This window comes from Arthrobacter sp. ISL-69, assembly GCF_018613775.1.
In the GTDB taxonomy this organism is placed as follows: domain Bacteria; phylum Actinomycetota; class Actinomycetes; order Actinomycetales; family Micrococcaceae; genus Arthrobacter.
The window spans coordinates 45,329-66,876 of the sequence record NZ_JAGGPO010000001.1 but is presented as its reverse complement, the minus strand read 5'-3'; the positions used below and the strand labels follow the sequence as shown (position 1 = coordinate 66,876).

The window sequence follows — 21,548 nt, the reverse complement described above, 5'->3', positions numbered from 1 at the left end:
AGTGGAATGAGTTCATGTCCTTCGCGGCAATCTTCGCTGAGACTGTGGACCTGGATGCCGAGGAATACGACTATAAGCTGGCCTTGGCCCAGCGCCTGAAGAACACCCGCGACGCATACATGGCGGGCGATTCTGGCTGGTTCGAGATGCTTCGCAAAGACATCTCATCGTCGAATTTGATGAACCAGTACTTCATGATGCGCCTAGTGGATCTCGGCCGCACTCGACCGGAGGATTTGCGGAAGGTCATTGATGTCCTCTGGGTCGGTGAGCCAGACGTGGAGAAGATCGATGTTTTCACAGAGCAGCTGAGACCCTTCAACCCGGAACAATTCTCGGTTGGTGGCATCGTCGGATTCGCTTCGATTCTTCTCCTCGGCAGGGACCCCCACATATTCCCGCCCTATCGCGCCCGCGCTGTCAAGAAATTCCTCAAAATCGTAGACTGGGAAGACCGCGGCGCCAATGGAACCCCTGCCGAGCGCTATCAGCTCCTGCTTGATGCCCTGGACGAAATGGTCCGGCTGGCCCCCGCGCACGACATCACGCTGCGAGACAGACTTGATGCCCAAGGCCTTTTATGGACCGTCATAAACGTCGACCCCACCGACGAATGGAGCCCCGAGCAAACAGCGGGCCTCCGGCAATGGCGCGGCGACAAGGAACTGACTCCCGAAGTCGATCTGAGCGTGCCAGCTGCGACATGTGCGCCAGCGCTTGAAGCGGTGGCGCGACGAATCATCGAGGCCGGATTCCGCAGCGGCCTGTCACCCATCGACGGTGCAACCTCTACATGGACCGCCGAAAATGCCCAAGACCTGGAAACCCGGGGCGATCTCGACGTCGGAACAGGGACTTTTATGGCGAAGTTCGAACGCCAGCTGAAGGGTGCAAGCCGGGGCACGATCCTGTTGGCGGCCGAACTGGCATACCTGCAGGTCCTGCCACTGAGCAACGTAGGTCCCGTCACCAAGGTGGCGCGGATCAACAAGATCCTGTCTTGGATTGAGGACGGGCAGGTGAGTTTGCCGCCAGAGCTGCGAGAGGGATTGGAAACGCCCGGGGCTTTTAACGGCGGAGTTGGTTTCAACATCCAGGTGGCGGAGCACATGAAGTGGCTGTGCAGACTGGTTACGTACGTTGCCACCCAGCCCATGAGCCGAATTGACGCCGGGCTCAGCGACCCGTGGACTTTCCGGGCCATCACGCAGTCCGTGCCGGATGACAGGCAAACGATCCGATACAGCGTCGACTATTTGGCCTGGCCCGGTCATCTCCCCCCGGTGGTCAAGAATGATCACCGGATCGAGATCTGGAAGGCATTCGCTGGCATCATTGGCGGAACGACTGGCCGAAACGTCAACGACGGGCCCGCCATCGCCAAAGACCTGCACGGCATCCGGCTGGTCCAGCAGGGCAACACAAACCAATTCGTGGAGTGGTATCGGGAACCCTACCTGAGCCAGTGGCGCACGGAGTCCGAGGATTCCGGGCAGCGGGCGTGGCTAGTCAGGCAAAGCCAGGCAGGGACGGCAATGCTGCACCCCTGGCTGGAGGACGGCTTCGTGTCCACACCCGCACAGCACCTGGGGTCACCCGCTGCGGGCTCAAAACTCAACCAAGTCCAGGCTGCCGTTAACAAGGGCTACCAGCACATCGAATACTCGGAGCGAAAGCTCCGAGCGACGGAGTACCACCGCTTTCTCAGCGTCATGAAAGTGGACGACTTCGTGCTGACGGCCTTCGAGGACGGTCTGTATCTTGGCGTGGTGACCGGGGAAGCGCACTACGTCGAGGATGCGTCATCGCGTTTGCGGCGGGCTGTCGCGTGGCAGAAGGCGCCCATCAGCAACGAAGACGTGCCGGCCCCCTTGCCGAGGCTCCTCGCCGAGCAGGGTTCAGTAGTTGACCTGACCGAAGCGCTGTCCATCATTACGGCCTGGTATGGCTCAGAAGCTGATCCTGACGAAGAGACGGAAGATGCGGCACCCACGCCGCAGATCGCCGTCGTACCTCAACTGCGGAAAGCCACGCCGGAACTGGCGCGAAAGCTCAACGTCGGCCAAGAGCACTTGCAGGAGGTGATCCGGCTTCTGCAGACGCGGCAGCAGATCGTCTTTTATGGTCCTCCGGGGACGGGCAAGACCTATCTGGGAACGGCAATCGCCAAGTTCCTTGCCGGGGAGGAGCACGCAGACCACGTCAAGACGGTCCAGTTCCATCCCTCCTACGCCTACGAGGACTTTTTTGAGGGCTACCGGCCTGCGAAAAGCCAGGACGGAAATGTCGGCTTCAGTCTTGAAGCGGGGCCGTTGCGGCGCATTGCGGACGAGGCCGCGTCGGAAGGCAACCGTGACAAGCCGTACTTCCTGATCATCGACGAGATGAACCGCGGCAACCTCGCCAAAATCTTTGGCGAGCTGTACTACCTGCTGGAGTATCGGAACGAGGGCATTAATCTGCAGTACAACCCGGAGAAGATCTTCGCCCTGCCGCCCAACCTGTTTATCATCGGCACGATGAATACCTCGGACAGGTCCATCGCCATGGTGGACGCTGCCATCCGGCGCCGATTCGCCTTTGTCGAATTGCATCCGCAGGAAGGCATGATCTCGGGACTGCTGGAACGTTTTCTCACGGCAAACGGCAAGCCGTCGCTGAGGGCCGACCTCCTGAATGCTTTGAACAACGAGATCGAGGACACGAACCGCGACCTAATGATCGGGCCGTCCTATTTCATGAAGCCGCACGCCGGGACGGACCAGGGCCTCGAGGAGATCTGGAAATACGAATTGCTGCCGCTGCTGGAGGAGCAGTATTTTGGGCGCCTGAAGCGGAACCAGGTTCGAGAGAAGTTCGGGCTGGCGGCGATGAGGCGGAAGGCTGCGAGTGCGGTTGGGCCGGTGGATCCTTCCCCGGAGTCCGCTGAGCAGGTGCTGGATGCTGACGGCGCCGAGCTACTCGAGCAGCTGTTGACGGATTCGGAAGATACTTCCACCTAATGTTCAGGTCGATCGTCCTCGACGAACTGCAAAGTTCGGCTGATCCAGTTTTGCTGGATCCGGAAGTTGCCGCGATGCTCCGGGACACCGGGCTGGTGACGGTGCTGCCGGCTCACGGCGGAATGTGGACGGTGCTGCCCGCGGGAACTGTGGGGGCCGTCCAAATCGGCGATTTGTTGGTCGAGGTCAAACCGAAGCAGAAGGTCGGTCTCGGCCGGCTGCTGTTCCTGCTCGGTTACGCCGGAAACCCGGGCTTCCGTCCGGAAGACGTTGCGGGCATCGAAGACACCGACCTGTTTGCGGCACTGGGCGAGTCGCTGGCCCGCCAGGGACTGCGGGCGCTGGAATGCGGTGCGCTCAATGGATACGTCCATGTTGAGGAGGCGTTGCGGACAGTCCGAGGGCGGATCCGGGTGGGGGATCAGATGACCCGCCGCCCCGGCATGCTCCTGCCGTTGGAAGTCGCCTACGACGACTTCACCGTGGACATCCCGGAGAACCGCATCCTGCGGGCTGCCATCCGATTGATGATGCAGGTCCCGAGGCTTTCCGATGACGTGCGTTGGAAGCTGGCCCACTTGGATTCCAAGCTGGATGGAGTCTCCGAGCTCAGGTTTGGTGCCTCCCTGCCGGCCTGGTCTGAATCCCGGTTGAACGAGAGGTACCTTCCGGCGCTCCGATTGGCCGAGATCATTCTCCGGAACATGTCGGCCGAAGCGGGGCTCGGCACTCATTCCGTTGCCTCATTTGTGGTGAATATGGCCACTGTGTTCGAGGACTTCCTCACGACCGCGTTGATAGAGGCACTGGACACATATCGGGGGGAGACCGTCGGGCAATACCCGGCGTTCCTCGACGAGGCGGAGCCTAATGGGCGCTCGGGCGCTCGCGTCCGGATGTTGGTCGACATCGTCCACACCATCGATCGCGAGCCGGCCATGGTGTTCGATGCCAAGTACAAGGCAGCATCGCCGGGGGGCTCGTACCCAAATGCCGACCACTATCAAATGCTGGCCTATTGCACGGCGCTGGACGTTTCGAGAGCCTGGCTCGTCTACGCTGGACCTGGAAACCCGCGTGTGCGGAAAATTAGGAACACAGAGATTTCCGTCGTGGAGTTTCCGATTGATCTTTCGCAAACGCCTGAATGCCTCCTGGCTCGCGTGGAGAGTCTCGCGGTGGCTTCCTTCCTGGAATGGCGGATCCGGCAGGAAATCGAGGTGCATAGCGCCTCGTAGGTTTATGTCTGAGGCCGCGTTGCGCCCGCGTTCAGCCAGGAGAACAGCCGGCTACACCTCCAGCCGGAACACCCAGAGAAGCCCTCCTCGCCGGGCACGTACCAGTCACGGGACGGAACTCTCTGGAAGCCCAGGGATTCGGGGCCCTTCGCAGATGAGCGTCTTTAGAGCGGGCTGATCGAACCGCCGAGGCGCGGTCTTCGGTTGCGGCGTGGTGCGGCGGGAAAGGGTCAGAGCTTCTTTGAATTGGTAGCGACCAAGCAACCAAAACCCAAAAGAGACCCTGACATGTCCACCCTCGACAGCGTCGGGCCTTCAGTTGTGGTGAAATGCCGGCGACGGCACAGTATGGCGTTGGCGTGTGGCCCAGCAACCGGTCCTGGGCACCTTCATAGGCATTCGGGAGCGAGTGAAGAAATGAACTTTCCGAGTAGCGATACTCGCAGATTCCATAGGGCATTCCTTGCTAAATTGTGGAAATACTAAACCCGCAATAACCTAAAGTTGCGATCCCTTGGGAGTTCAAAGTGTCTAATGGGCCATCGATTGAACAGTGTTATCTACAAATAGTTTCCAGGGTTGAAGAGCGCGACAAATCTGGTGAAGTGTGGCTGCTCAGCGACGTGAATCAAGTTTTACGTGACGTAGATAATCTACATTCGAGGCTGCTCAGTGATTCTTCAGTTTCGCCGGTGGTTCGGTCGGGGGTCTATGAGCTCATGCATCGGTTTCGGCTAGCAGGGGAGAAAATTTGCGAGGACCATAGAAAGGTCCTTGAGGAGGCTTTGTCTCCTTGTATAAAAACTCCTGTCAGGGTCACTCAGAGGCAAGAGTGGGCGTTGACTTTTTTGGAACGTATAGCCGTACTGGAGGTTGATTCATTGAATTACCTCGAACGCTATCGCGCTGCTCAAGCGCTTCAGAAAGATCTGGCGGAGGTTCGTCCTGAGATTCGTGATATGGGATGGGCGCGAGATCTGGAGCTCCTCGACAGCATCAGCCGCAGGGCGCGAGTTCTCCAGGAGCGGATCATGGCAGGTTCCCGACCGCGAATTTACGGGAGGATCTCCAGAGCGTGGTATCGAGTTTTCCTCGGTGGGGCTCCAGGCTTGGGGAAAAGATGATCTAGTGTGTGCTGGCGTGTTGGAGCTTTGCGGCACTAGAATCCCGATGTTTTATCCGTCCGTGCCCAGCCTCCGGCTACAGGTGGAACCCTTTGAAAGACAATGCTTGACTGACAACCGTGCTCAACTTTTCGCCGCTACCAGACTCGCGGTTCGCTCAACGTACTCCTCCAGTGGAGCCAACGCTGGCTGGGACGAAGGATCACCCACAGCGTCAGCCCCCACAGCATTGGCCACCGCCAGTGCATGCTCGTAAGAGAGCCGCGCCCGAAGCGCCAGCACCAAGGCGGCACAGAACGCATCGCCGGCCCCGATCGTGTTCGCCACCGTGACGGCAGAGGCCGGCGCCTCAGCCACTTTCCGGCCATGCTCAAACATCGCCGAGCCGTCCTTCCCGTATGTCACCGCGACAAGCTTGGCCTCGGCCAAGGCCGGAATCAGCTCGTACTCGGTCTCGTTGACGATCACCAAGTCGCACCGCTCCAGCAGCTCGACCGGCAGGTCCATCGCCGGTGCGGCGTTCAGCACGAAGAAGCCCTGCGCCTTCCGGGAGGCTTCCATCACCGCAGGCAGGCCGACCTCCAGCTGGCATAGCACTGTCTCGTCCGGCCCGACCTCCACACCCTGCAAAGAAAACTCAGCGTTCGCGCCCGGGCACACCACGATCTGATTTTCGCCGTCGCGGTCCACCACGATTAGCGCGGTGCCTGTCGCGTCGCCGTCGAGCACTGCCACGTCAGCGGTCTCCACGCCGGCGCCGGAAAGAGCCTCCAGCATCAGGCGGCCCTGGGCGTCGTCGCCCACCGCGCCGATCATCCGGGCACTTCCGCCGAGGCGCGCGGCGGCCACGGCCTGGTTGGCTCCCTTGCCGCCGGGCTGCTGGTGCAGGACGCCGCCGCCGATGGTCTCCCCGGCGGTGGGGAGCCTGTCCGTGGTGGCGATGATGTCGAGGTTGATGCTGCCGACGACGGTGGCGGCAGGAAGTCGAGTGCTCATGAGAAGTCCTATCGGGAGAAGCCAGGGCGGCTGGATTAGGAAATAGTGTACGGCATGGTTGTACTTGCTCGTTATACGTGGTTGTATAACAACTCACATCCCAATGGCACCCAGCCTGCAGACAAAGGAGTTTGATGTGAACACCCCAGCCCCGGTCACCGGACCAGCCACCACCGCGCCGCCCACTGAAACCCAGGACGAAACAAAGTTCGCCGGTCGCCGCGCCGCCCTCCTCATCTCCACGCTGCTGCTCGGCGTGCTGTCCTTCCAGCTCAACGCCAGCATGGTCACCCCGGCACTGCCCCAGATTGCCGCCTCCTTCGGCATGAGCGCCGACAGCGCCGCGCCCGTCCAGTCCATGTTCTTCCTCGCCGGCGCCATCGCCGGCCCGGTGATCGGCAGGTGGAGCGACTTCATCGGCCGCCGCGCCGCACTCCTGCTGGTGCTCGGCATCATGGGCGCCGGAACCCTGCTCTGCATTGCCGCCCCGACGGTGCCGCTGCTCATCGCCGGCCGGTTCCTGCAGGGTGTGTCCAGCGCCGTCTTCGCCCTTGCCTACATCGTTCTCAGCGAGAACCTGCACGCTAGAGTCTTCGGCACCTCCGTGGGCATCATCGCCGCCATTAACGGCGGCGTCGGGGGAGTGGACGGCTACGTCGGCGGCTTGATGGCCGAGACCCTCGGCTTCCGGTCCATCTTCGTCGTCGTGCTGGTGCTGACCGCCATCGCGGCCGGCTGCATCCTCAAGATCGTCCCGAACGGCCGACCGCGGGGCGTCCGCGGCGCCATGGACTGGTGGGGAGCGGGCTCGCTCTCGGTGTTCCTGGTGTTCGTGGCCTACTTCGTGTCCGGCGGCTCGGCGGCCGGCTGGACCGCGCCAGGCACCCTGGCCCTGCTGGCCGGCACCGTCGCGTCCTTCACCGCGTTCTGGATGATCGAGAAAAAGCGCAGCCACCCCCTCATCGCCACCCACCACCTGCGCTCCCGCCAGGTCTGGCCCGTCATCGCCACCACCGTCCTGGGCCTTGCCGGCATCTTCGCCGTCATCAACTTCACCGTGGTGCTGCTCAGCCAGGACACACTCCACGGCTTCGGGCTGAGCGCCTCCCTCTCCGCCCTGCTGTTCCTCACCCCGGCCGCGCTCATCGGCGTCTTCGCCGCACCCCTCGCCGGCTGGCTCGCCGACCGCCGCGGCTGGATCAAGACCCTCCGCGCCGGCACCGCACTCAGCCTGGCCAGCGCCATCGCCGCCGCGGCGTTCTCCGACAACCAGGTGGCAGTGATGATCGCCGTCGCATCCCTGGGTATCTTCTACAACGGCTTCTTCCTGACCGCCATCAACGGACTCTCCGTCCTGCTCTCGCCCGAGGAAGCCCCCGCCGCCCTGCCCGGCATCAACGGAGCCTCCTTCGGCATCGGGGCGAGCCTCGGCGTCGTGATCGTTGCGCCGGTCGCCGCCCAGGCCACTTCCGCCGGGTACGCCACAGCCCTCTGGATTTCGGTGGCCATCACCGCCGCCGCGTTCATCGTCAGCCTGTTTGTCGCCGCCCCCAAGGGCGAAAAGCTCTGAAACCCCACGTCACACCAGCACGAACGAAACGAGAAACACCGCCATGACCACCACCAGCCACCCTTTCTACCTCGACTGCGACACCGGCATCGACGACGCCCTCGCCCTGGCCTACCTGCTCGCCTCACCGCGGGCGGACCTGCGGGGGATCGGCACCGTCAGCGGCAACGTCAGTGCCGCCGTCGGCGCCCGCAACACCCTGGACCTGCTCCAGCTCGCCGGGCACGCGCACATCCCCGTTGCCCTCGGAGCCCACGACCCGCAGGCGGGCGCATTCCACGGCGGGGCGCCATGGGTCCACGGCGACAACGGCATCGGCGGCGTCGAACTGGATGCGGCCACCGCGGACCTGGTCCCCGGAACCGCGGCCGAGATGCTGGTGCGGCTGGCCCATGAACAGCCAGGCACGCTGCGCGTCCTCGCCATCGGTCCGCTCACCAACATCGCCGAAGCCCTGCAGCTGGAGCCGGAACTGCCCCGGCTGGTGGAGGGGATCACCATCATGGGCGGCGCCGCGTTTGCCCCCGGGAACATCACGCCCGTGGCCGAGGCCAACATCGCCAACGACCCCGAGGCCGCCGCCGAAGTCCTGGCCGCCGGCTGGAACGTGACCCTGGTGCCGCTGGACGTCACCATGTCCAACGTCCTCGAGGAAAGCCACCGCCAGGAGCTGCTCGACGCCGGCCATCCGGTCCCGCAGGCCCTGGGGGAGATGCTCGGCTACTACTTCCGCTTCTACGAGAGCCAGTTCGGGCGGGCCTGCTCCGCGATGCACGACCCCCTGGCGGCGGCGCTCGCGGTGGGCGGCGTCAAAGCCGCCGTCGCCCCGGTGGTGCGTGCCGCCGTCGACACCACCCACGGTCCCGGACGCGGCCAGACGGTCTGCGACCTGCGCGGACGGTACCTGGGCTACCCGGAGCAGCCGGGCGCGCGGTGCCGTGTGGTGCTGGAGCTCGACGGGGACTTTGCGCCGCACCTGGTGGAAACACTTCTTACCTTGACGGAAAGCACGACGGCGGCGCTTGCCTCCTCGGTCACGTCACCGGCCTGACCCGGCCTTGGGCCGCCGATGGTTGCCGGCATGTGCTGTCAACCACCGGCGGCCCTGTGCTGTTCAAGTCCTGAAGGCCACGGCCTCGTGGGGCCCTCAGTCAGGACTCGCCTCTACTCGGGGGTTACGTAGGCTCCGGCGATGCCGCCATCAACCAAGAAGGTGGAGGCGGTGATGAATGACGCATCATCGCTGGCGAGGAATGCAACGGCAGCGGCCAACTCCTCAGGTTCGGCGAACCTGCCGAGGGGAACATGGACCAGCCGGCGGGCGGCCTTCTCCGGGTCCTTGGCAAAGAGCTCTTTCAACAGGGGCGTGTTGACCGGGCCGGGGCACAGGGCGTTGACCCGGATGCCCTCGCGGGCGAACTGGACACCCAGCTCACGGCTCATGGACAGGACGCCGCCCTTGGAGGCGCTGTATGAGATCTGGGACGTGGCAGCGCCCATCAAGGCGACAAAGGATGCCGTGTTGATAATGGATCCCTTGCCCTGCGCCTGCATGTACGGCAGGGCGTATTTGCAGCAGTAGAACACGGACGTGAGGTTCACTTCCTGGACCCTTCGCCATGCGTCGATCCCCGTATCGATTATCGAGGCATCGTCTGCCGGGGAGATGCCGGCATTGTTGAACGAGATGTCGACGCTTCCGTAGGTTTCGTTGGTCACGGCGTAGAGGTTCTTGACCTCTTCTTCGCTGGTGACATCGACTTTGACGAAGAGTCCGTCGACTTCGTCGGCGGCACGCTGCCCGGCGGTCGGATCGAGATCGGCGATAACAACGTGTGCTCCTTCGGAGGCGAACCGGCGTGCGGTTGCCAGTCCGATTCCGCTGGCGCCCCCGGTGATGACTGCGCTGCGGCCTTTGAGTCGGTTGGAGATAACTTCCATCATTGTGCTTTTCCTTAAGTTGTTTTCAGTCGGTGGTTGAGATGAAGACGTTCTTGGTTTCGGTGAAGGCGTTCAGGGCGTCAGGTCCCAGCTCACGGCCCAGGCCTGACTGCTTGAATCCGCCAAAGGGTGTGGAGTACCTGACGGATGAGTGGGAGTTGACGGAGAGGTTTCCGGACTCCAGTCCGCGGGCAACGCGCAGGGCCCGTCCTATGTCCCTGGTCCAGATGGAGCCGGACAGGCCGTAGATGGTGTCGTTGGCGAGTCGGAGCGCGTCAGCTTCGTCCTTGAAGGGGACCACTGCCACCACCGGGCCGAAGATCTCCTCATGCATCACCCGGTCCTCGCGGGACGGAGTCAGGACGGTGGGCGGAAACCAGAATCCCTTGCCCTCCGGCGCTGATCCTTGGAACGCGATGGGCGCTCCCTCCGGCACGAAGCCTGCGACCGTGCGGTGCTGCGCGGCGGAAATCAGCGGCCCCATGAACGAGTCCTCGTTCCGGGGGTCCCCGACCTTCAGCGCCGTGACGGCAGGTTCAAGCAGTTCGAGGAACCGTTCGAAGACGTCGTGCTGAACCAGGATGCGGGATCGGGAGCAGCAGTCCTGGCCGGCGTTGTCGAACGCCCCACCCGGGGCCGCTGCGGCGGCCGCCTCCAGGTCGGCGTCGGCGAAGATGATGTTGGCGCTTTTGCCGCCCAGCTCCAAGGTCACCGGCTTCACCTGCTCCGCACAGCCGGCCATGATCCGCTTGCCGACGCCGGTTGATCCAGTGAAAACCACTTTCCTCACAGCCGGGTGCGTGACGAAGCGTTCTCCCACGACGGATCCCTTTCCGGGAATGATCTGGAGCACACCGTCAGGCAGCCCGGCTTCCTGCGCAAGCTGCCCGAGGCGCAGGGCCGTCAACGGCGTCAGCTCGGCAGGCTTGAGGACCACCGTGTTGCCTGCTGCCAGCGCCGGAGCGAATCCCCACGCGGCGATGGGCATCGGGAAATTCCACGGGACGATGACCCCCACAACACCCAGGGGCTCGTTGAAGGTGACGTTGACCCCTCCGGCAACAGGGATCTGCTGGCCGGTGTGGCGCTCCGGGGCGCCGGAATAATAGGCGAGGACATCGCGGACATTTCCTGCCTCCCAGCGGGCGTTTCCGATGGTATGGCCGGCGTTGACCACTTCGAGCTGGGCGAGGTTCTCAAGGTCGGCATCCACTGCAGCGGCGAAGCGGCGCAGCAGCATCGCCCGGTCGGCGGGTGAGACGTGGCGCCACGTTTCAAAAGCCGCCGCGGCCTTTTCGATTGCCCGGTCCGTTTCCTCCAATGTGGCGAGCGGGACGGTTTCTATGATCTCTTCGGTGGCCGGGTTCAGGACATCAAACGTGCTGGTGGACATCGACTGCATTCTCCATTCGTTCTTTGCGGTACTTGCGGGCTGTTTCAACAAATCCCGTGAAAAGCCGCAGGTCGTCCGGGTTCTGTTCGGGGTGGAACTGCACTCCCAGCACCCATCCGCCTGTTGTCGTCTCGAGTGCCTGTACGGTTCCGTCCTGCGCTGCCGCCGTCACCCGCAGGCCGTCCGCGATCCTGTCCATGGCCTGGTGGTGGTAGCAGGGGGCGCTGGCGTTTGGCCCGAGCAGGCTCTCGCTGATGCTTCCGGGTGTTGTGGTGAAGTCGACGTTCCCGAACACACCCGGTGCCGGCTGGTACTGCGCCGCCTGCGGATTGACGTCCGGGACGTGTTGGACCAGCGTTCCTCCCAAAGCGACGTTGAGGATTTGGGCGCCGCGGCAGATGGAAAACAGCGGAAGTCCGGCGGCCAGCGCCGCCCTGGTCAGGGCGATGTCGTGGGCGTCCCGCGCGGGTTGGGCGCGGGTCAGTTCATGGGGCTCGGCGCCATACTGTTCCGGGTCCACGTCCGATCCGCCCGCGATGATGAGCCCGTCCAGGAGCTCGATCACTGTGGCGTCCGTGCCGACGGGTGGCAGGAGGACAGGTGTGCCGCCGGCGGCGACTACTGCCTGTAGGTACGTGCCCGGCAGGATGGCCGCGTCGGCCTGCCAGACGCCCCAGGCTGCCTGTTGGTAGTAGGTGGTGAGGCCGATGCGCGGCCGGTAGGAATCAGAGACGTTCAAAGCCACGCTTGTGCTCCCAATCCGTGACGGCACTGTCGAACGCTTTCAGTTCGACGTCGGCGGCGTGCACGTAGTGATCCACCACTTCGTCTCCGAAGGACTTGCGGGCGATTTCGCTGTTGACGAGCAGCGCCCGCGAGTCCCGAAGCGCCGTCGGGATCCGGTCGGCAGTGGACTGGTAGGCATTCCCGACCATGATGGGCTGGAGGGGCAACTCGTTCTCGATGCCGTGGATGGCTGCCGCAATAAGTGCTGCCGCGGCCAGGTAGGGGTTGACGTCGCCGCCGCCTACTCGGTTTTCCACCCGGAGGCCGGGTCCGCGCCCGACGATGCGCAGCGCGCAACTGCGGTTGTCCAGTCCCCATGCAATCGCCGTTGGTGCGAAGCTGCCCTCGACGAAGCGCTTGTACGAGTTGATGTTGGGCGCCAGGAAGTACGAGAGTTCCTTCATGGCGGCCAGCTGACCTGCGACGAAGTGTTCCATGACGGGGCTGAAGCCATGCTCGCCGTCACCGGCAAGCACCGGGTTGCCGTCCAGGTCCGTCAGGCTGAAGTGGATGTGGCAGGAACTGCCCTCGCGCTCGTTGTACTTGGCCATGAAGGTGATGCTTTTTCCGTGCTTTCCTGCGATCTCCTTGGCGCCGTTCTTGTAGAACGCGTGGCTGTCGCAGGCTTGGAGTGCGTCTGAATACCTGAAGGTGATTTCCTGTTGGCCGTGGTTGCATTCGCCCTTTGAGGATTCGACGACGAGCCCGGCGCTTTCCATGCTGTTTCGGATGTCGCGGATGACCGGTTCGAGACCGGCCGTGGCAAGCAGGGAGTAGTCGACGTTGTAGCGGGTTGAGGGCTTCAGCCCGACGTACTGCTTGTCCCATGCTTCGGCATAGCTGTCGTCGAACATGATGAACTCGAGTTCCGTGCCGATATGGGCACGGTATCCGAGCGTCTCGAGGCGTTCGATCTGGGCACGAAGTATCTGCCGCGGGGACTGGGTGACGGGGCGGCCGTCGAGCCAGAGGATGTCGCACTGGACCATCGCGGTGCCCTCCAGCCACGGCACAAGCCGGAGCGTGCTGACGTCGGGTCGCATGACCATGTCCCCGTAGCCGTTGGCCCAGGAAGACATGGCGTATCCATCAACCGTGTTCATTTCCACGTCGACGGATAGGAGGTAGTTGCAGCCTTCGGCGCCATGTCCGAGGACATCCTCGAGGAAGGACCTTGCGCCGCAGCGCTTGCCCTGCAGCCGGCCCAAGGAGTCGGTGATGGCGACGACGACGGTGTCGATTTCACCCGTGGCAACCTTCTGCTTCAGCTCCTCGACGGTCAGCTGTGCCTGGGAGTCTTTCCCTGCGATTTGATTGGTCATTTGATTTCCGTAACTTCGATCTGGGTGTTGGACGTGATAGGTGCTCTCCGCCGAACTGGGCCGGAGAGGGCGTTTCAGTTGCTGAGTTCGGCTTCGGCTGCCGCGAGCTGTGCAAATTCCTCTTCGGGCGCCCCTGCCACAATCCGATGGCGGCTGTAGAACCAGTAGTAAAGGAGGGCGGCGGCGAACACTGCGGCGGTGATGGATGCTGCCATGACGTCGACGACGAACGTGGCAACGACCGCAACAGCAGCGAGAAGCAGGGCCACGGATGTGGTGACGGCACCTCCAGGGGTCCGGTATCCCCGGGAAAGGCCGGGTTCCTTTACCCGCAGGACTATGTGCGAAAGGTTCAGCAGCACGTAGGAGACGGTCGCTCCGAACACCGCGATATTGATGAGCAGGGCACCGTTGCCGGTGGTGGCAGCAAGGAGGAATCCGAGGGCGCCGGGCACGATGAGCGCCCAGTACGGGGTCCGCCTCTTGCCCGTCAATGACAACCACTTGGGAAGGTACCCTGCGCGGGACAGGGCGAAGAGCTGCCGGGAGTAGGCGTAGATGATGGAGAAGAAGCTGGCCACCAGCCCGGCCAGCCCTGCATAGTTCACAAAGTCAGCAAGGACTGTGTTACCCCCGTAGGCCAGGCGGAGCGCTTCCGGAAGCGGGTTGTTCGAGGCACCCATCGCCTCTGACCCGGCTGCGCCGGGAACCAGGACGAGCATCAGTGCTCCGAAGACCACGAGAATCACAACGGCAACGATGATGCCCCGGGGCATGTCCTTCTTGGGGTTCGCTGTCTCTTCAGCAGCCAGCGGGACACCTTCGACTGCCAGGAAAAACCAGATGGCGTACACGAGGGCTCCGACTGCACCTCCGATGCCCATGGGAAGGAAGGCGCTGGAGGTCGGGGAACCGTCCGGCACGACATCGAAGAGGTTTGCCGCGTTGAAATGCGGTACCAGGCCGATGACCACGGCAGCCAAAGCGATGACGGCGATTGTGGTGATCGCAAAGATCAGTTTCAGCGCTTCGCCGACTCCGCGGAGATGGATTCCGACGAAGAGAGCGAAGGTGATGAGATAGACCGGCCAGGAGTTGGTGAGGCCGAACAGGCCCAGGGCTTCGACATAGCCGCCGATGAAGGTGGCGATGGCGGCGGGCGCGACAGCGTATTCGATCAGGACGGCCATCCCGGTGGCAAAGCCGCCCAGCGGGCCAAGAGCCCTACGCGCAAATCCGTAGCCTGCGCCGGTGGTCGGCAGTGCGGACGACAGTTCGGCCAATCCGAACACCATGCAGGTGTACATGATGCCCATCAGAATGAATGCGATGAGGAGACCGCCCCAGCCGCCCTGGGCCAGGCCCAGGTTCCAGCCGGCGAAATCTCCGGAGATGACATAGGCAACACCGAGGCCCGCCAGTAGGACCCACCCAGCCGCTCCACGTTTGAGTTGACGGTGATGGAGGTAGCCCTCGTCGTCGTTGACGGGCTGCTCCAAGGGACGTGATGACATGCGATTTCCCTTCTTCCAAGGGTCTCATTGGTCTGTAATTAGTCCAAAAGTCCCCTGTCAGTGTGGTGCAAGTCACCCGCAAGAGTCAAGGGGATCGCGATTTTCCTCGAAAAGCGAACCGGTTTCGGCTCAAGCAGCGGTGAGTAAAAGGCATTTTATTAGACCGCGCTAGGATGGTCTCATGGAAGAGGCATCGCTTGAGGTCCCCACTACGCTCTTACGGCCGGTCCGGCACGGAAACGCCTTTGAAGAAACCATCGAACGGCTGCTCCAGAACATCAAGCTGGGGCTCTTCGGCGTCGGTGATAAGTTGCCCGCCGAGCGGGAGTTGTCGGATTTGCTGGGCGTGTCACGGGCGACGCTGCGCGACGCCTTAGCGGAGCTTCAAAAGGCAGGCTATGTGGAAATCCGCCGCGGCAGGTCTGGCGGAACCTACGTATCGGCACGAAGGCTCGTGGAACTTAGAGGCGCCGCAGATCTGGACCCTGCGGAAGTCAACGACGTTCTGACCTACCGCGCCGTGCTGGAACCGGCCGCCGCGTCCCTCGCCGCCAAGGCCGTGCTGTCTCCAAGGCAGCGGCGTCATCTGCTGGATACGTTGGCCGATGTGGCAGCGGCTCCGGTAGAGCTGTACAGGCCGAAGGACGCGCGGTTTCACGTGGCCATCGCGGAATTGTGTGGATCGCCAAGCCTCGTTGCGGCCGTTGCAGACGCCCGTGCACGGGTTAGCGACCTTCTAGACCGCATCCCGTTCCTGGAGCCCAACCTTGAGCATTCCAACCGGCAGCACCAGGAAATTGTTGACGCTATTCTCCGCGGCGACGCGGATGGCGCCTACCAGGTTACCCTCGATCACCTGCAGGGAACGGCGTCGTTGCTCCATGGATTCCTGGTCTCGCCGGAGAACTCTTCAGTCGCGGCATCCGACGTTCCCTGACCTGCATCTTGGCACCAGCCGTACCTCCGCTGCGACGCGGCGCGGTGCTGAAAACTCTGGCCGGGTGAGCGCCACCCGGCCAACTGCATTTAGCTGACGTCAGCGGCCCGGACAACAGCCGGGAACGCGCGACGGCGGGACTCACCATCGGGTGAGTCCCGCCGTCGGGCGTTGGCGTGCGTATCCCAGAGGGAAATGGTCAGCAGCGCACCTTCGTGGCATGGCCCCTGGTGAGAACCAGCGCGAGGGCGATCATGCCGACGCCGAGCAGCAGGTGCAGTCCGTTGTCGAAGGCGTTCAGCGGGACGAAGTTCGCGGCCGATTCCTGGTCGAACACCAGGCCGTAGGCGAACAGGACCAGGTACACGATTCCGCCGTAGAGGAGGAAGGAGCGGGCGCCGGTGGCGCTGCGGGCCAGGAGCAGGCCTGCTGCGCCGAAGAGGAGCTGGACGATGTTGTGCGGCACTGAGACCTGGAAGAGGCCAAGCAGCATGGCTTCGGAGTGGTGGCCCGCAAACTGCAGCTCGTCGTAGGGCCGAGATGTTTTCCCGCAGGTGGGCGATGGCTTCACCGTCGCGGACCAGGACCGACTCCCAAAACCAGCAGCGCTTCGCGGACCACGGTGCGGCTGACCTTCATGTAGGTATGGCACACGGGCCTGCTGCCGGGATCGCCGCCCTCGCATACCCTGAAAGTTGAAGTACTCCGAGCGCTTCCTAAGTCGGACCTCGCGCTCTACGGTTACCTCATGGCTCGAATGACACCGCAGGAAGCGACGGCTGTGAACGTACTGCTGGGATACTTTGCAGGTAGGCCCGAGCTGCCGCCACGGGAAATTGTGCGGTCACTCGAAATACTGGCAAATCGGGCGCACAATCGGTTGCAGGCTGGCTGGGACGAAGTAGCGGTGCGACGCCAGTGGCCGTACGCATACGAGGATGAGGTCCGAGAACAAGAGAGCTCGGGCCAGCCCCCGGAAGACCAGGACTAGGGCTCGGGATCCTCGTCAGGAATTTCCCGCGCCGCGGTATTCTCGGCCATTGTGCGGTAGGCCTTGGCTGTTGTTGTTCTCAAGGTGGGTGACTGCTACACACGAAAGACCGCGGCCGCCTACCGGAATGCCGTCGAACCCAATGTAGTCCCGCCGTCGTAGTTCGAGTCGTTCCTGCTGGCCTGGCGAGGGAATCCTGGCGTTTTCGCGCCGGTACATCTGGCGCAGGCGGCGGCAAAATTCTGCAGGCTGGTGGACCCGCCTTGGACCATGGATAGAAATGGTCGCCGTGTTCTGCGGTCCGGGAACAACGTCGCCGGAACCCCTCCTCCCATCTCACACTGGCGGCATCCGCCCGAGCCAGACCCTGGCGGCGCTGTTGACGGGTGAACCGCCTCACCGGGCTGGTGCAGGGGCCGCTTCGCCTATCTGGAAATCGTCGTCGACCGAATTGGCGGAAGAAGCGCAGGGGGAATGCGCCGAGGAACGCTCGGGCCACAGGACTAGGGCGATGGCGGCGGACCCGAGGATCAAGCCGGCGAGGGTGGCGGGAGTGAACGGTTCCGCGAACAGGAAAGCCCCGGCCACGGCTGTGGTCGGGGCGACCAGGAAGAGGAGGGCATTGAGCGTGGTGATGCCGATCCGGCGGAGGAGGAACCAGTACAGGGAGTAGGCGATGAGGGTGGGGACGATCGCGGTCACCAGGGTGGAGATCCAGAAGTCAGGGGTGGCCGGTGGGGCCAGGGCTCCGGCGAGGGACGCGAGCAGGGCGACCGCGGCGAGGGTGACGGCGGAATGCATGGACAGGGTGGCAAAGACGCCGAGGCGTGCCGAGGTGCGGCGCTCCAGGAATGTGGCCGTGACGAGGCTCGCGAGGGCGACGAGCGGGAGCAGATAGGCGGGGCCTGGAGACGCGGCTACGAATGCGTCCGAAGCTACGATCAGGGCGACGCCACTGGCGCCGAACACCAGGCCGAGCCATTGGAGGGCACGCACGCGCAGCCCGAGGAGCGGGCCGACGAGGGTGGCGATGACAAGAGGTTGGATGGCATCGATGAGCGCGCACGTCCCCGCCGAGACGCCGGCAGCGATCGCCAGGTAGATAGGCACGACGTAGCCGAATTGGGCGAAGAAGCCGATGACGAGATGGGGGCGGATGTCGCGCCAGGCCGGCAGGTCCGCGCGGGGAAGGACTGAGCCGCGGGGAGGTCTCCCCGGACGGTTTTTCGAACCGATGCCGTCCGGCCGGCGATGGGTGATGTTGACTCGGAGGGCGCTTCCGGCCAGGGCGAGTGCCAGGATCACCACGACAATGAGGAACCGCCAAAAGACGACCGTGAGCGCCGGGACGCCGGTGGTGCCGATCTTGGCTACGAGAAAACCGGAACTCCAACTGAGAACGAACGCGACGGAAGCTCCGATCAAAACAATGCGCTGAGGTATACCGTTCTGTTTACTCATGCTAATTAGTATACAGAACGGTATAGTGGATGCATGATGACCGAAGATCGCCGTGAGGTGATGCCCCGAGACGCGAATGAGCTGCCCAAGTACACGAAGGGAGCGGAACGGGTTCTGCGCGCCGCGTCCGAACTGTTCTATCGGGAAGGAATCCACGCGGTGGGGGTGGACACGATCGCGGCGGCGGCTGGCGTAACCAAGAAAACCCTGTACGACCAGTTCGGTTCGAAAGAGGCGCTGGCGGTGGCTTACCTCCGACGGCGGGACGCCCGGTGGCGCGAGTACCTCGAATATGGACTCGCGCAGGTACCCGCAGGCGGCACCGAGCGGATCCTCGCGATCTTCGACATCTCCGGGCGGTGGGCAGTCGACAACAGCGACAAAGGGTGTTGCGCGATCAACGCGAGGGCCGAGACGGATGACCCGGAGAGCCCCATCGCGGCGGAAGCTATCCGCCAAAAGAAATGGTTGAGAGACCTACTCGAGCAACTGTGCAGGGAAGCATCCGTTGCTGATCCTGCCCAGACAGCCGACTCGTTGATGCTTCTGTACGAGGGCGGGCTCGTGACAATGGGAATGGGCACCTTCCCGCAGCCCTTCGCGGTGGGGCGAGACGCAGCAGCGCGATTGCTCGCCACCAGCTAGTCTCCTGGCGTCTCAGATCCCAGGTAACTGCGCGCGGAGACCGGCGTCGACTGCGGCGGCGAGGAGTGTAAACCAGGCGGCGCCGTGTCAGGCCGGACGCGTGTCGCTGAACTGACCGCAAAGTCAGGCGCCAGTTGATGCCTCACTCCTGCGTTCCGCCCGCTCCCAGTGCTTTCGGAGCAATTCGGCCAGTCGCTCAGGCTCGATCCGGTGTGGCGGGTCGAAGTGGTGGCGCTTGGCGAACACCTCCAGGTGGAAGTCCGGGAAGAAGACCCTTGCCAGCCGGCCGGCGATCTCGCCGTAGTCGTCCGGGTTGCTCAGGCCGCCGAGGGCGAAGAACACCGGCTGGGGAAACGCGGCCAAACGTGCCCTGTCCAGGTCATAGCTCTTGAAGTTCCGCAGGAACGCCCTGATACCCGCGGGCCGCTTTGCCATCCACGGCGGCGGGGGACCCGGAGGCGGTGACGGAAGCACGACGTCGGGCTTAACTCCCAGCCTCGTGAAGGCGGGCATGAACTGCTCCGGGGGAAGGGCTTCCAGCTGCTCGTACTTCTTCCAGAGCTCCGCGTGCGCAGGGCTCCAGTCCCAGTTCCCGGCCCAGGCAGGCTCCAGCAGCGCCAGGCTCAGCAGACGTCCGGGATGTTTGGCAGCGAACGCCAGCGCCGCCGCGCCGCCGCCCGAATAGCCCACAAGATGGAACCTCTCCCATCCCCGGGCGTCAGCTTCGCGGAGCACGCCGTCGATCTCTGTGTCCAGGCTCCAGCCCGGCGGCGGCTCATCGTCTGCGTAGAGCTCCAAGTCTTTGGCGACGGCCTCTACATCCAGGCCCAGGGCGCCAATCAGAGCTTCGTACGCAGGCTGGGCGGGGAGCACACTCCCGGGAAGAAGGATGGCCCGTATCCGATCCATAAACGAACCATACGCCCGAGGTGGCCTACCGGCTACCGGCCGCTACGTCGTGAGGGGAAGGCCAGCACCAGGGAGCTCCTCAGCCGACGGCCGCCACCACAACCGCAATCCCCGCCTCACGGAACTTCGCCATGTCGCCGACATTCGCGGTGGCCCCGGTGGGGACGGTCGGCGTCGACACCACCGACGGTCCCGGCCGCACCTGGTGGAGGTGCTGCTTTCGTTTGTCGGCGCGGAAAGTACGACGGCGGCAGCGGTCGTGGGCGCGGCGGTCGCCTAAACGGGCGTATTGGCCGGGCCGATCAGGATCGACTCCGAGGTCTGATGACCAGCCCGACGACGGCTGCCAGCGCGAGGGCGGACAGGATGGTCGCCGACCAGAACCCGGCCCGTCCGCCGGTCAGGAAGTCGCCGGGGACAGCGAACGCCGCGTAGGTCGACGCCACGATGGCCAGTCCAACGGCGCCGCCAAGTTGCTGCATTGTCTGGAAAAGCCCAGAGGCGGACCCCGCGTGCTCGGGTTCGACGTTGCGCAGCGCGAGCGTCGTGAGCGGCATGAACGTCATGCCGGCTGAGATTCCCGTCAAGAGCAGGGCAGCCATGACGATCACGAAGGGGGTGTCCGGACTCAGTTGCGTGAGCGGCAGGAACGCGACCACCCGAAGTGCGGTGCCGAGGATGACGAGGCGGACGGCCCCGAAGCGCTCGACCAGCCGCGGGACGATCCGCGACATCGCGAAGATGCTCAGGGGCATCGGCAGGAACGCCAGCCCCGTCAGCAGTGGCGTGAGGTGCAGATCATTTTCGAGGTACTGGACCATGAGGAAGAACATCGCCAGCATCCCGCCATAGGTGGCCGCCATCGCCGCCAGCGCCGCCACCCGGCTCGGGCTGCGGAGCAGCTGCGGGCGGAGCAGGGGGTGGGCCACTCTCCGCTCGGTGAAGGCGAGCACGGTGATCAGCGCCGCGCCGACCACCAGCCCGCCGATCGTGCGGGGACTGGACCAGCCGTCGTCGCCCGCCTGGATGAGGGCCCACACGATGGCGACTGCGCCGCCCGTTGCGGTCACCGCTCCGAGAATATCGAAGCGCCCGGGTCTCCGGGGGGTTTCGGCGACGAGGCGCGGCACGGCAAGCAGGACGACGACGCCGATCGGCACGTTGATGAAGAGGGTCCACCGCCAGTTGGCGATGTCGGTGAGCAGGCCGCCCAGAATGAGCCCGAGCGCGCCGCCCATCGAGGCGACGGCGGAGAACAATGCTAGGGCCCGGTTCCGCGCGCCGTCGTCCCGCGCGCTCGTGGTGATGAGCGCGAGCACGCTCGGTGCGGCGAACGCGGCACCGAGGCCTTGGAGTGCGCGTGCGATGACGAGGAGAAGGGGTGAGGTGGCCAGGCCGCCGAGCAGCGAGAAGACCGTGAAGACCGCCACGCCCACCAGGAACGTGCGGCGACGGCCGAAGACGTCTCCGATCCGTCCGCCGAGCAGCAGGAGGCCGCCGAAGGCAACGGCGTAGCCGTTCAAGACCCAGCTGAGCTGGGCGCGGGTGAAATCGAGGTCGGTGGCGATGTGGGGGAGTGCGACGTTGACCACTGTCGCATCGAGGACAAGCATGAGTTGGGCAAGCATGACCAGCCAGAGGCCAATGCTGCCGGCGCGGCGGCCGGATGGCGCGGTCCCGGCGGGCGCCCGTGTGGCGATTGTGGATGTCATGGGGTGG

General features: G+C 64.0%; 16 protein-coding genes. 6 read left to right on the top strand and 10 right to left on the bottom strand.

The features are described from left to right. Nucleotides 1-44: 44 nt before the first annotated feature. Both J7I79_RS00295 and J7I79_RS00290 read left to right on the top strand, forming a co-directional pair. Nucleotides 45-3,002: an AAA family ATPase gene (locus J7I79_RS00295; RefSeq protein ID WP_214948836.1), complete on the top strand. Its 2,958-nt coding sequence runs from the start codon at nucleotides 45-47 to the stop codon at nucleotides 3,000-3,002. After that, complete coding sequence (locus J7I79_RS00290; protein ID WP_214948835.1) at nucleotides 3,002-4,240, top strand: McrC family protein; 1,239 nt, start codon at nucleotides 3,002-3,004, stop codon at nucleotides 4,238-4,240. The genes J7I79_RS00295 and J7I79_RS00290 overlap by 1 nt, the downstream gene beginning before the upstream one ends. Nucleotides 4,241-5,487: 1,247 nt before the next feature. Here J7I79_RS00290 and J7I79_RS00285 read toward each other — a convergent pair. Next, nucleotides 5,488-6,360, bottom strand: coding sequence for a ribokinase (locus J7I79_RS00285; protein ID WP_214948833.1), 873 nt, complete (start codon nucleotides 6,358-6,360; stop codon nucleotides 5,488-5,490). Between the two features lie 136 nt (nucleotides 6,361-6,496). Between J7I79_RS00285 and J7I79_RS00280 the strand changes: the two genes are divergently transcribed. Together J7I79_RS00280 and J7I79_RS00275 are read left to right on the top strand one after the other, a co-directional pair. Then, nucleotides 6,497-7,930 carry an MFS transporter gene (locus tag J7I79_RS00280; protein WP_214948832.1) on the top strand — a complete coding sequence of 478 codons (1,434 nt, stop codon included), beginning with the start codon at nucleotides 6,497-6,499 and terminating at the stop codon, nucleotides 7,928-7,930. Nucleotides 7,931-7,973: 43 nt separating this feature from the next. Next, entirely contained in the window at nucleotides 7,974-8,981 is a 1,008-nt protein-coding gene (locus tag J7I79_RS00275; RefSeq protein WP_214948831.1) for a nucleoside hydrolase, read from the top strand. Nucleotides 8,982-9,094: 113 nt separating this feature from the next. Here J7I79_RS00275 and J7I79_RS00270 read toward each other — a convergent pair whose 3' ends face one another. The 5 genes from J7I79_RS00270 to eat form a co-directional block, all read right to left on the bottom strand. Further along, a complete protein-coding gene (locus J7I79_RS00270) occupies nucleotides 9,095-9,871 on the bottom strand; it encodes a 3-oxoacyl-ACP reductase (RefSeq protein WP_214948912.1) in 777 nt (258 codons plus the stop codon). A 25-nt stretch (nucleotides 9,872-9,896) separates the two neighbouring features. Continuing rightward, nucleotides 9,897-11,264: an aldehyde dehydrogenase gene (locus J7I79_RS00265; RefSeq protein ID WP_214948830.1), complete on the bottom strand. Its 1,368-nt coding sequence runs from the start codon at nucleotides 11,262-11,264 to the stop codon at nucleotides 9,897-9,899. Next, nucleotides 11,245-12,009, bottom strand: coding sequence for a gamma-glutamyl-gamma-aminobutyrate hydrolase family protein (locus tag J7I79_RS00260; protein WP_311380480.1), 765 nt, complete (start codon nucleotides 12,007-12,009; stop codon nucleotides 11,245-11,247). Before J7I79_RS00260 ends, J7I79_RS00265 begins: the two co-directional genes overlap by 20 nt. After that, nucleotides 11,990-13,372, bottom strand: coding sequence for a glutamine synthetase family protein (locus tag J7I79_RS00255; RefSeq protein WP_214948829.1), 1,383 nt, complete (start codon nucleotides 13,370-13,372; stop codon nucleotides 11,990-11,992). Before J7I79_RS00255 ends, J7I79_RS00260 begins: the two co-directional genes overlap by 20 nt. A gap of 74 nt (nucleotides 13,373-13,446) precedes the next feature. Then, a complete protein-coding gene (gene eat / locus J7I79_RS00250; protein ID WP_214948828.1) occupies nucleotides 13,447-14,886 on the bottom strand; it encodes an ethanolamine permease in 1,440 nt (479 codons plus the stop codon). Between the two features lie 181 nt (nucleotides 14,887-15,067). On the opposite strand from eat, the gene J7I79_RS00245 reads away from it, so the two are divergent. Next, nucleotides 15,068-15,823, top strand: coding sequence for a FadR/GntR family transcriptional regulator (locus tag J7I79_RS00245; protein WP_214948827.1), 756 nt, complete (start codon nucleotides 15,068-15,070; stop codon nucleotides 15,821-15,823). A gap of 199 nt (nucleotides 15,824-16,022) precedes the next feature. Here the strand turns inward: J7I79_RS00245 and J7I79_RS24855 are convergent, their stop codons facing one another. Together J7I79_RS24855 and J7I79_RS00235 are read right to left on the bottom strand one after the other, a co-directional pair. Continuing rightward, on the bottom strand, nucleotides 16,023-16,316 hold the full coding sequence (locus tag J7I79_RS24855; RefSeq protein ID WP_396020134.1) for a DUF4383 domain-containing protein: 294 nt from the start codon (nucleotides 16,314-16,316) through the stop codon (nucleotides 16,023-16,025). Nucleotides 16,317-17,210: 894 nt separating this feature from the next. Further along, a complete protein-coding gene (locus J7I79_RS00235; RefSeq protein WP_214948823.1) occupies nucleotides 17,211-18,275 on the bottom strand; it encodes a DMT family transporter in 1,065 nt (354 codons plus the stop codon). Nucleotides 18,276-18,308: 33 nt separating this feature from the next. Here J7I79_RS00235 and J7I79_RS00230 point away from each other — a divergent pair, with 33 nt between their 5' ends. Further along, nucleotides 18,309-18,920 carry a TetR/AcrR family transcriptional regulator gene (locus tag J7I79_RS00230; RefSeq protein WP_251042210.1) on the top strand — a complete coding sequence of 204 codons (612 nt, stop codon included), beginning with the start codon at nucleotides 18,309-18,311 and terminating at the stop codon, nucleotides 18,918-18,920. Between the two features lie 123 nt (nucleotides 18,921-19,043). Here the strand turns inward: J7I79_RS00230 and J7I79_RS00225 are convergent, their stop codons facing one another. Both J7I79_RS00225 and J7I79_RS00220 read right to left on the bottom strand, forming a co-directional pair. Continuing rightward, nucleotides 19,044-19,829: an alpha/beta fold hydrolase gene (locus J7I79_RS00225; protein ID WP_214948820.1), complete on the bottom strand. Its 786-nt coding sequence runs from the start codon at nucleotides 19,827-19,829 to the stop codon at nucleotides 19,044-19,046. A 302-nt stretch (nucleotides 19,830-20,131) separates the two neighbouring features. After that, nucleotides 20,132-21,541, bottom strand: coding sequence for an MFS transporter (locus tag J7I79_RS00220; protein WP_214948818.1), 1,410 nt, complete (start codon nucleotides 21,539-21,541; stop codon nucleotides 20,132-20,134). Nucleotides 21,542-21,548 lie beyond the last annotated feature (7 nt).

Bases quoted from the DNA above. Each gene is read 5' to 3' on its own strand.
- J7I79_RS00275 (WP_214948831.1), top strand. From the start codon at position 7,974: ATGACCACCACCAGCCACCCTTTCTACCTCGACTGCGACACCGGCATC.
- J7I79_RS00285 (WP_214948833.1), bottom strand. From the start codon at position 6,360: ATGAGCACTCGACTTCCTGCCGCCACCGTCGTCGGCAGCATCAACCTC.
- J7I79_RS24855 (WP_396020134.1), bottom strand. From the start codon at position 16,316: ATGCTGCTTGGCCTCTTCCAGGTCTCAGTGCCGCACAACATCGTCCAG.
- J7I79_RS00255 (WP_214948829.1), bottom strand. From the start codon at position 13,372: ATGACCAATCAAATCGCAGGGAAAGACTCCCAGGCACAGCTGACCGTC.
- J7I79_RS00220 (WP_214948818.1), bottom strand. From the start codon at position 21,541: ATGACATCCACAATCGCCACACGGGCGCCCGCCGGGACCGCGCCATCC.
- J7I79_RS00290 (WP_214948835.1), top strand. From the start codon at position 3,002: ATGTTCAGGTCGATCGTCCTCGACGAACTGCAAAGTTCGGCTGATCCA.
- eat (WP_214948828.1), bottom strand. From the start codon at position 14,886: ATGTCATCACGTCCCTTGGAGCAGCCCGTCAACGACGACGAGGGCTAC.
- J7I79_RS00270 (WP_214948912.1), bottom strand. From the start codon at position 9,871: ATGGAAGTTATCTCCAACCGACTCAAAGGCCGCAGCGCAGTCATCACC.
- J7I79_RS00230 (WP_251042210.1), top strand. From the start codon at position 18,309: ATGATGACCGAAGATCGCCGTGAGGTGATGCCCCGAGACGCGAATGAG.
- J7I79_RS00245 (WP_214948827.1), top strand. From the start codon at position 15,068: ATGGAAGAGGCATCGCTTGAGGTCCCCACTACGCTCTTACGGCCGGTC.
- J7I79_RS00265 (WP_214948830.1), bottom strand. From the start codon at position 11,264: ATGTCCACCAGCACGTTTGATGTCCTGAACCCGGCCACCGAAGAGATC.
- J7I79_RS00225 (WP_214948820.1), bottom strand. From the start codon at position 19,829: ATGGATCGGATACGGGCCATCCTTCTTCCCGGGAGTGTGCTCCCCGCC.
- J7I79_RS00235 (WP_214948823.1), bottom strand. From the start codon at position 18,275: ATGAGTAAACAGAACGGTATACCTCAGCGCATTGTTTTGATCGGAGCT.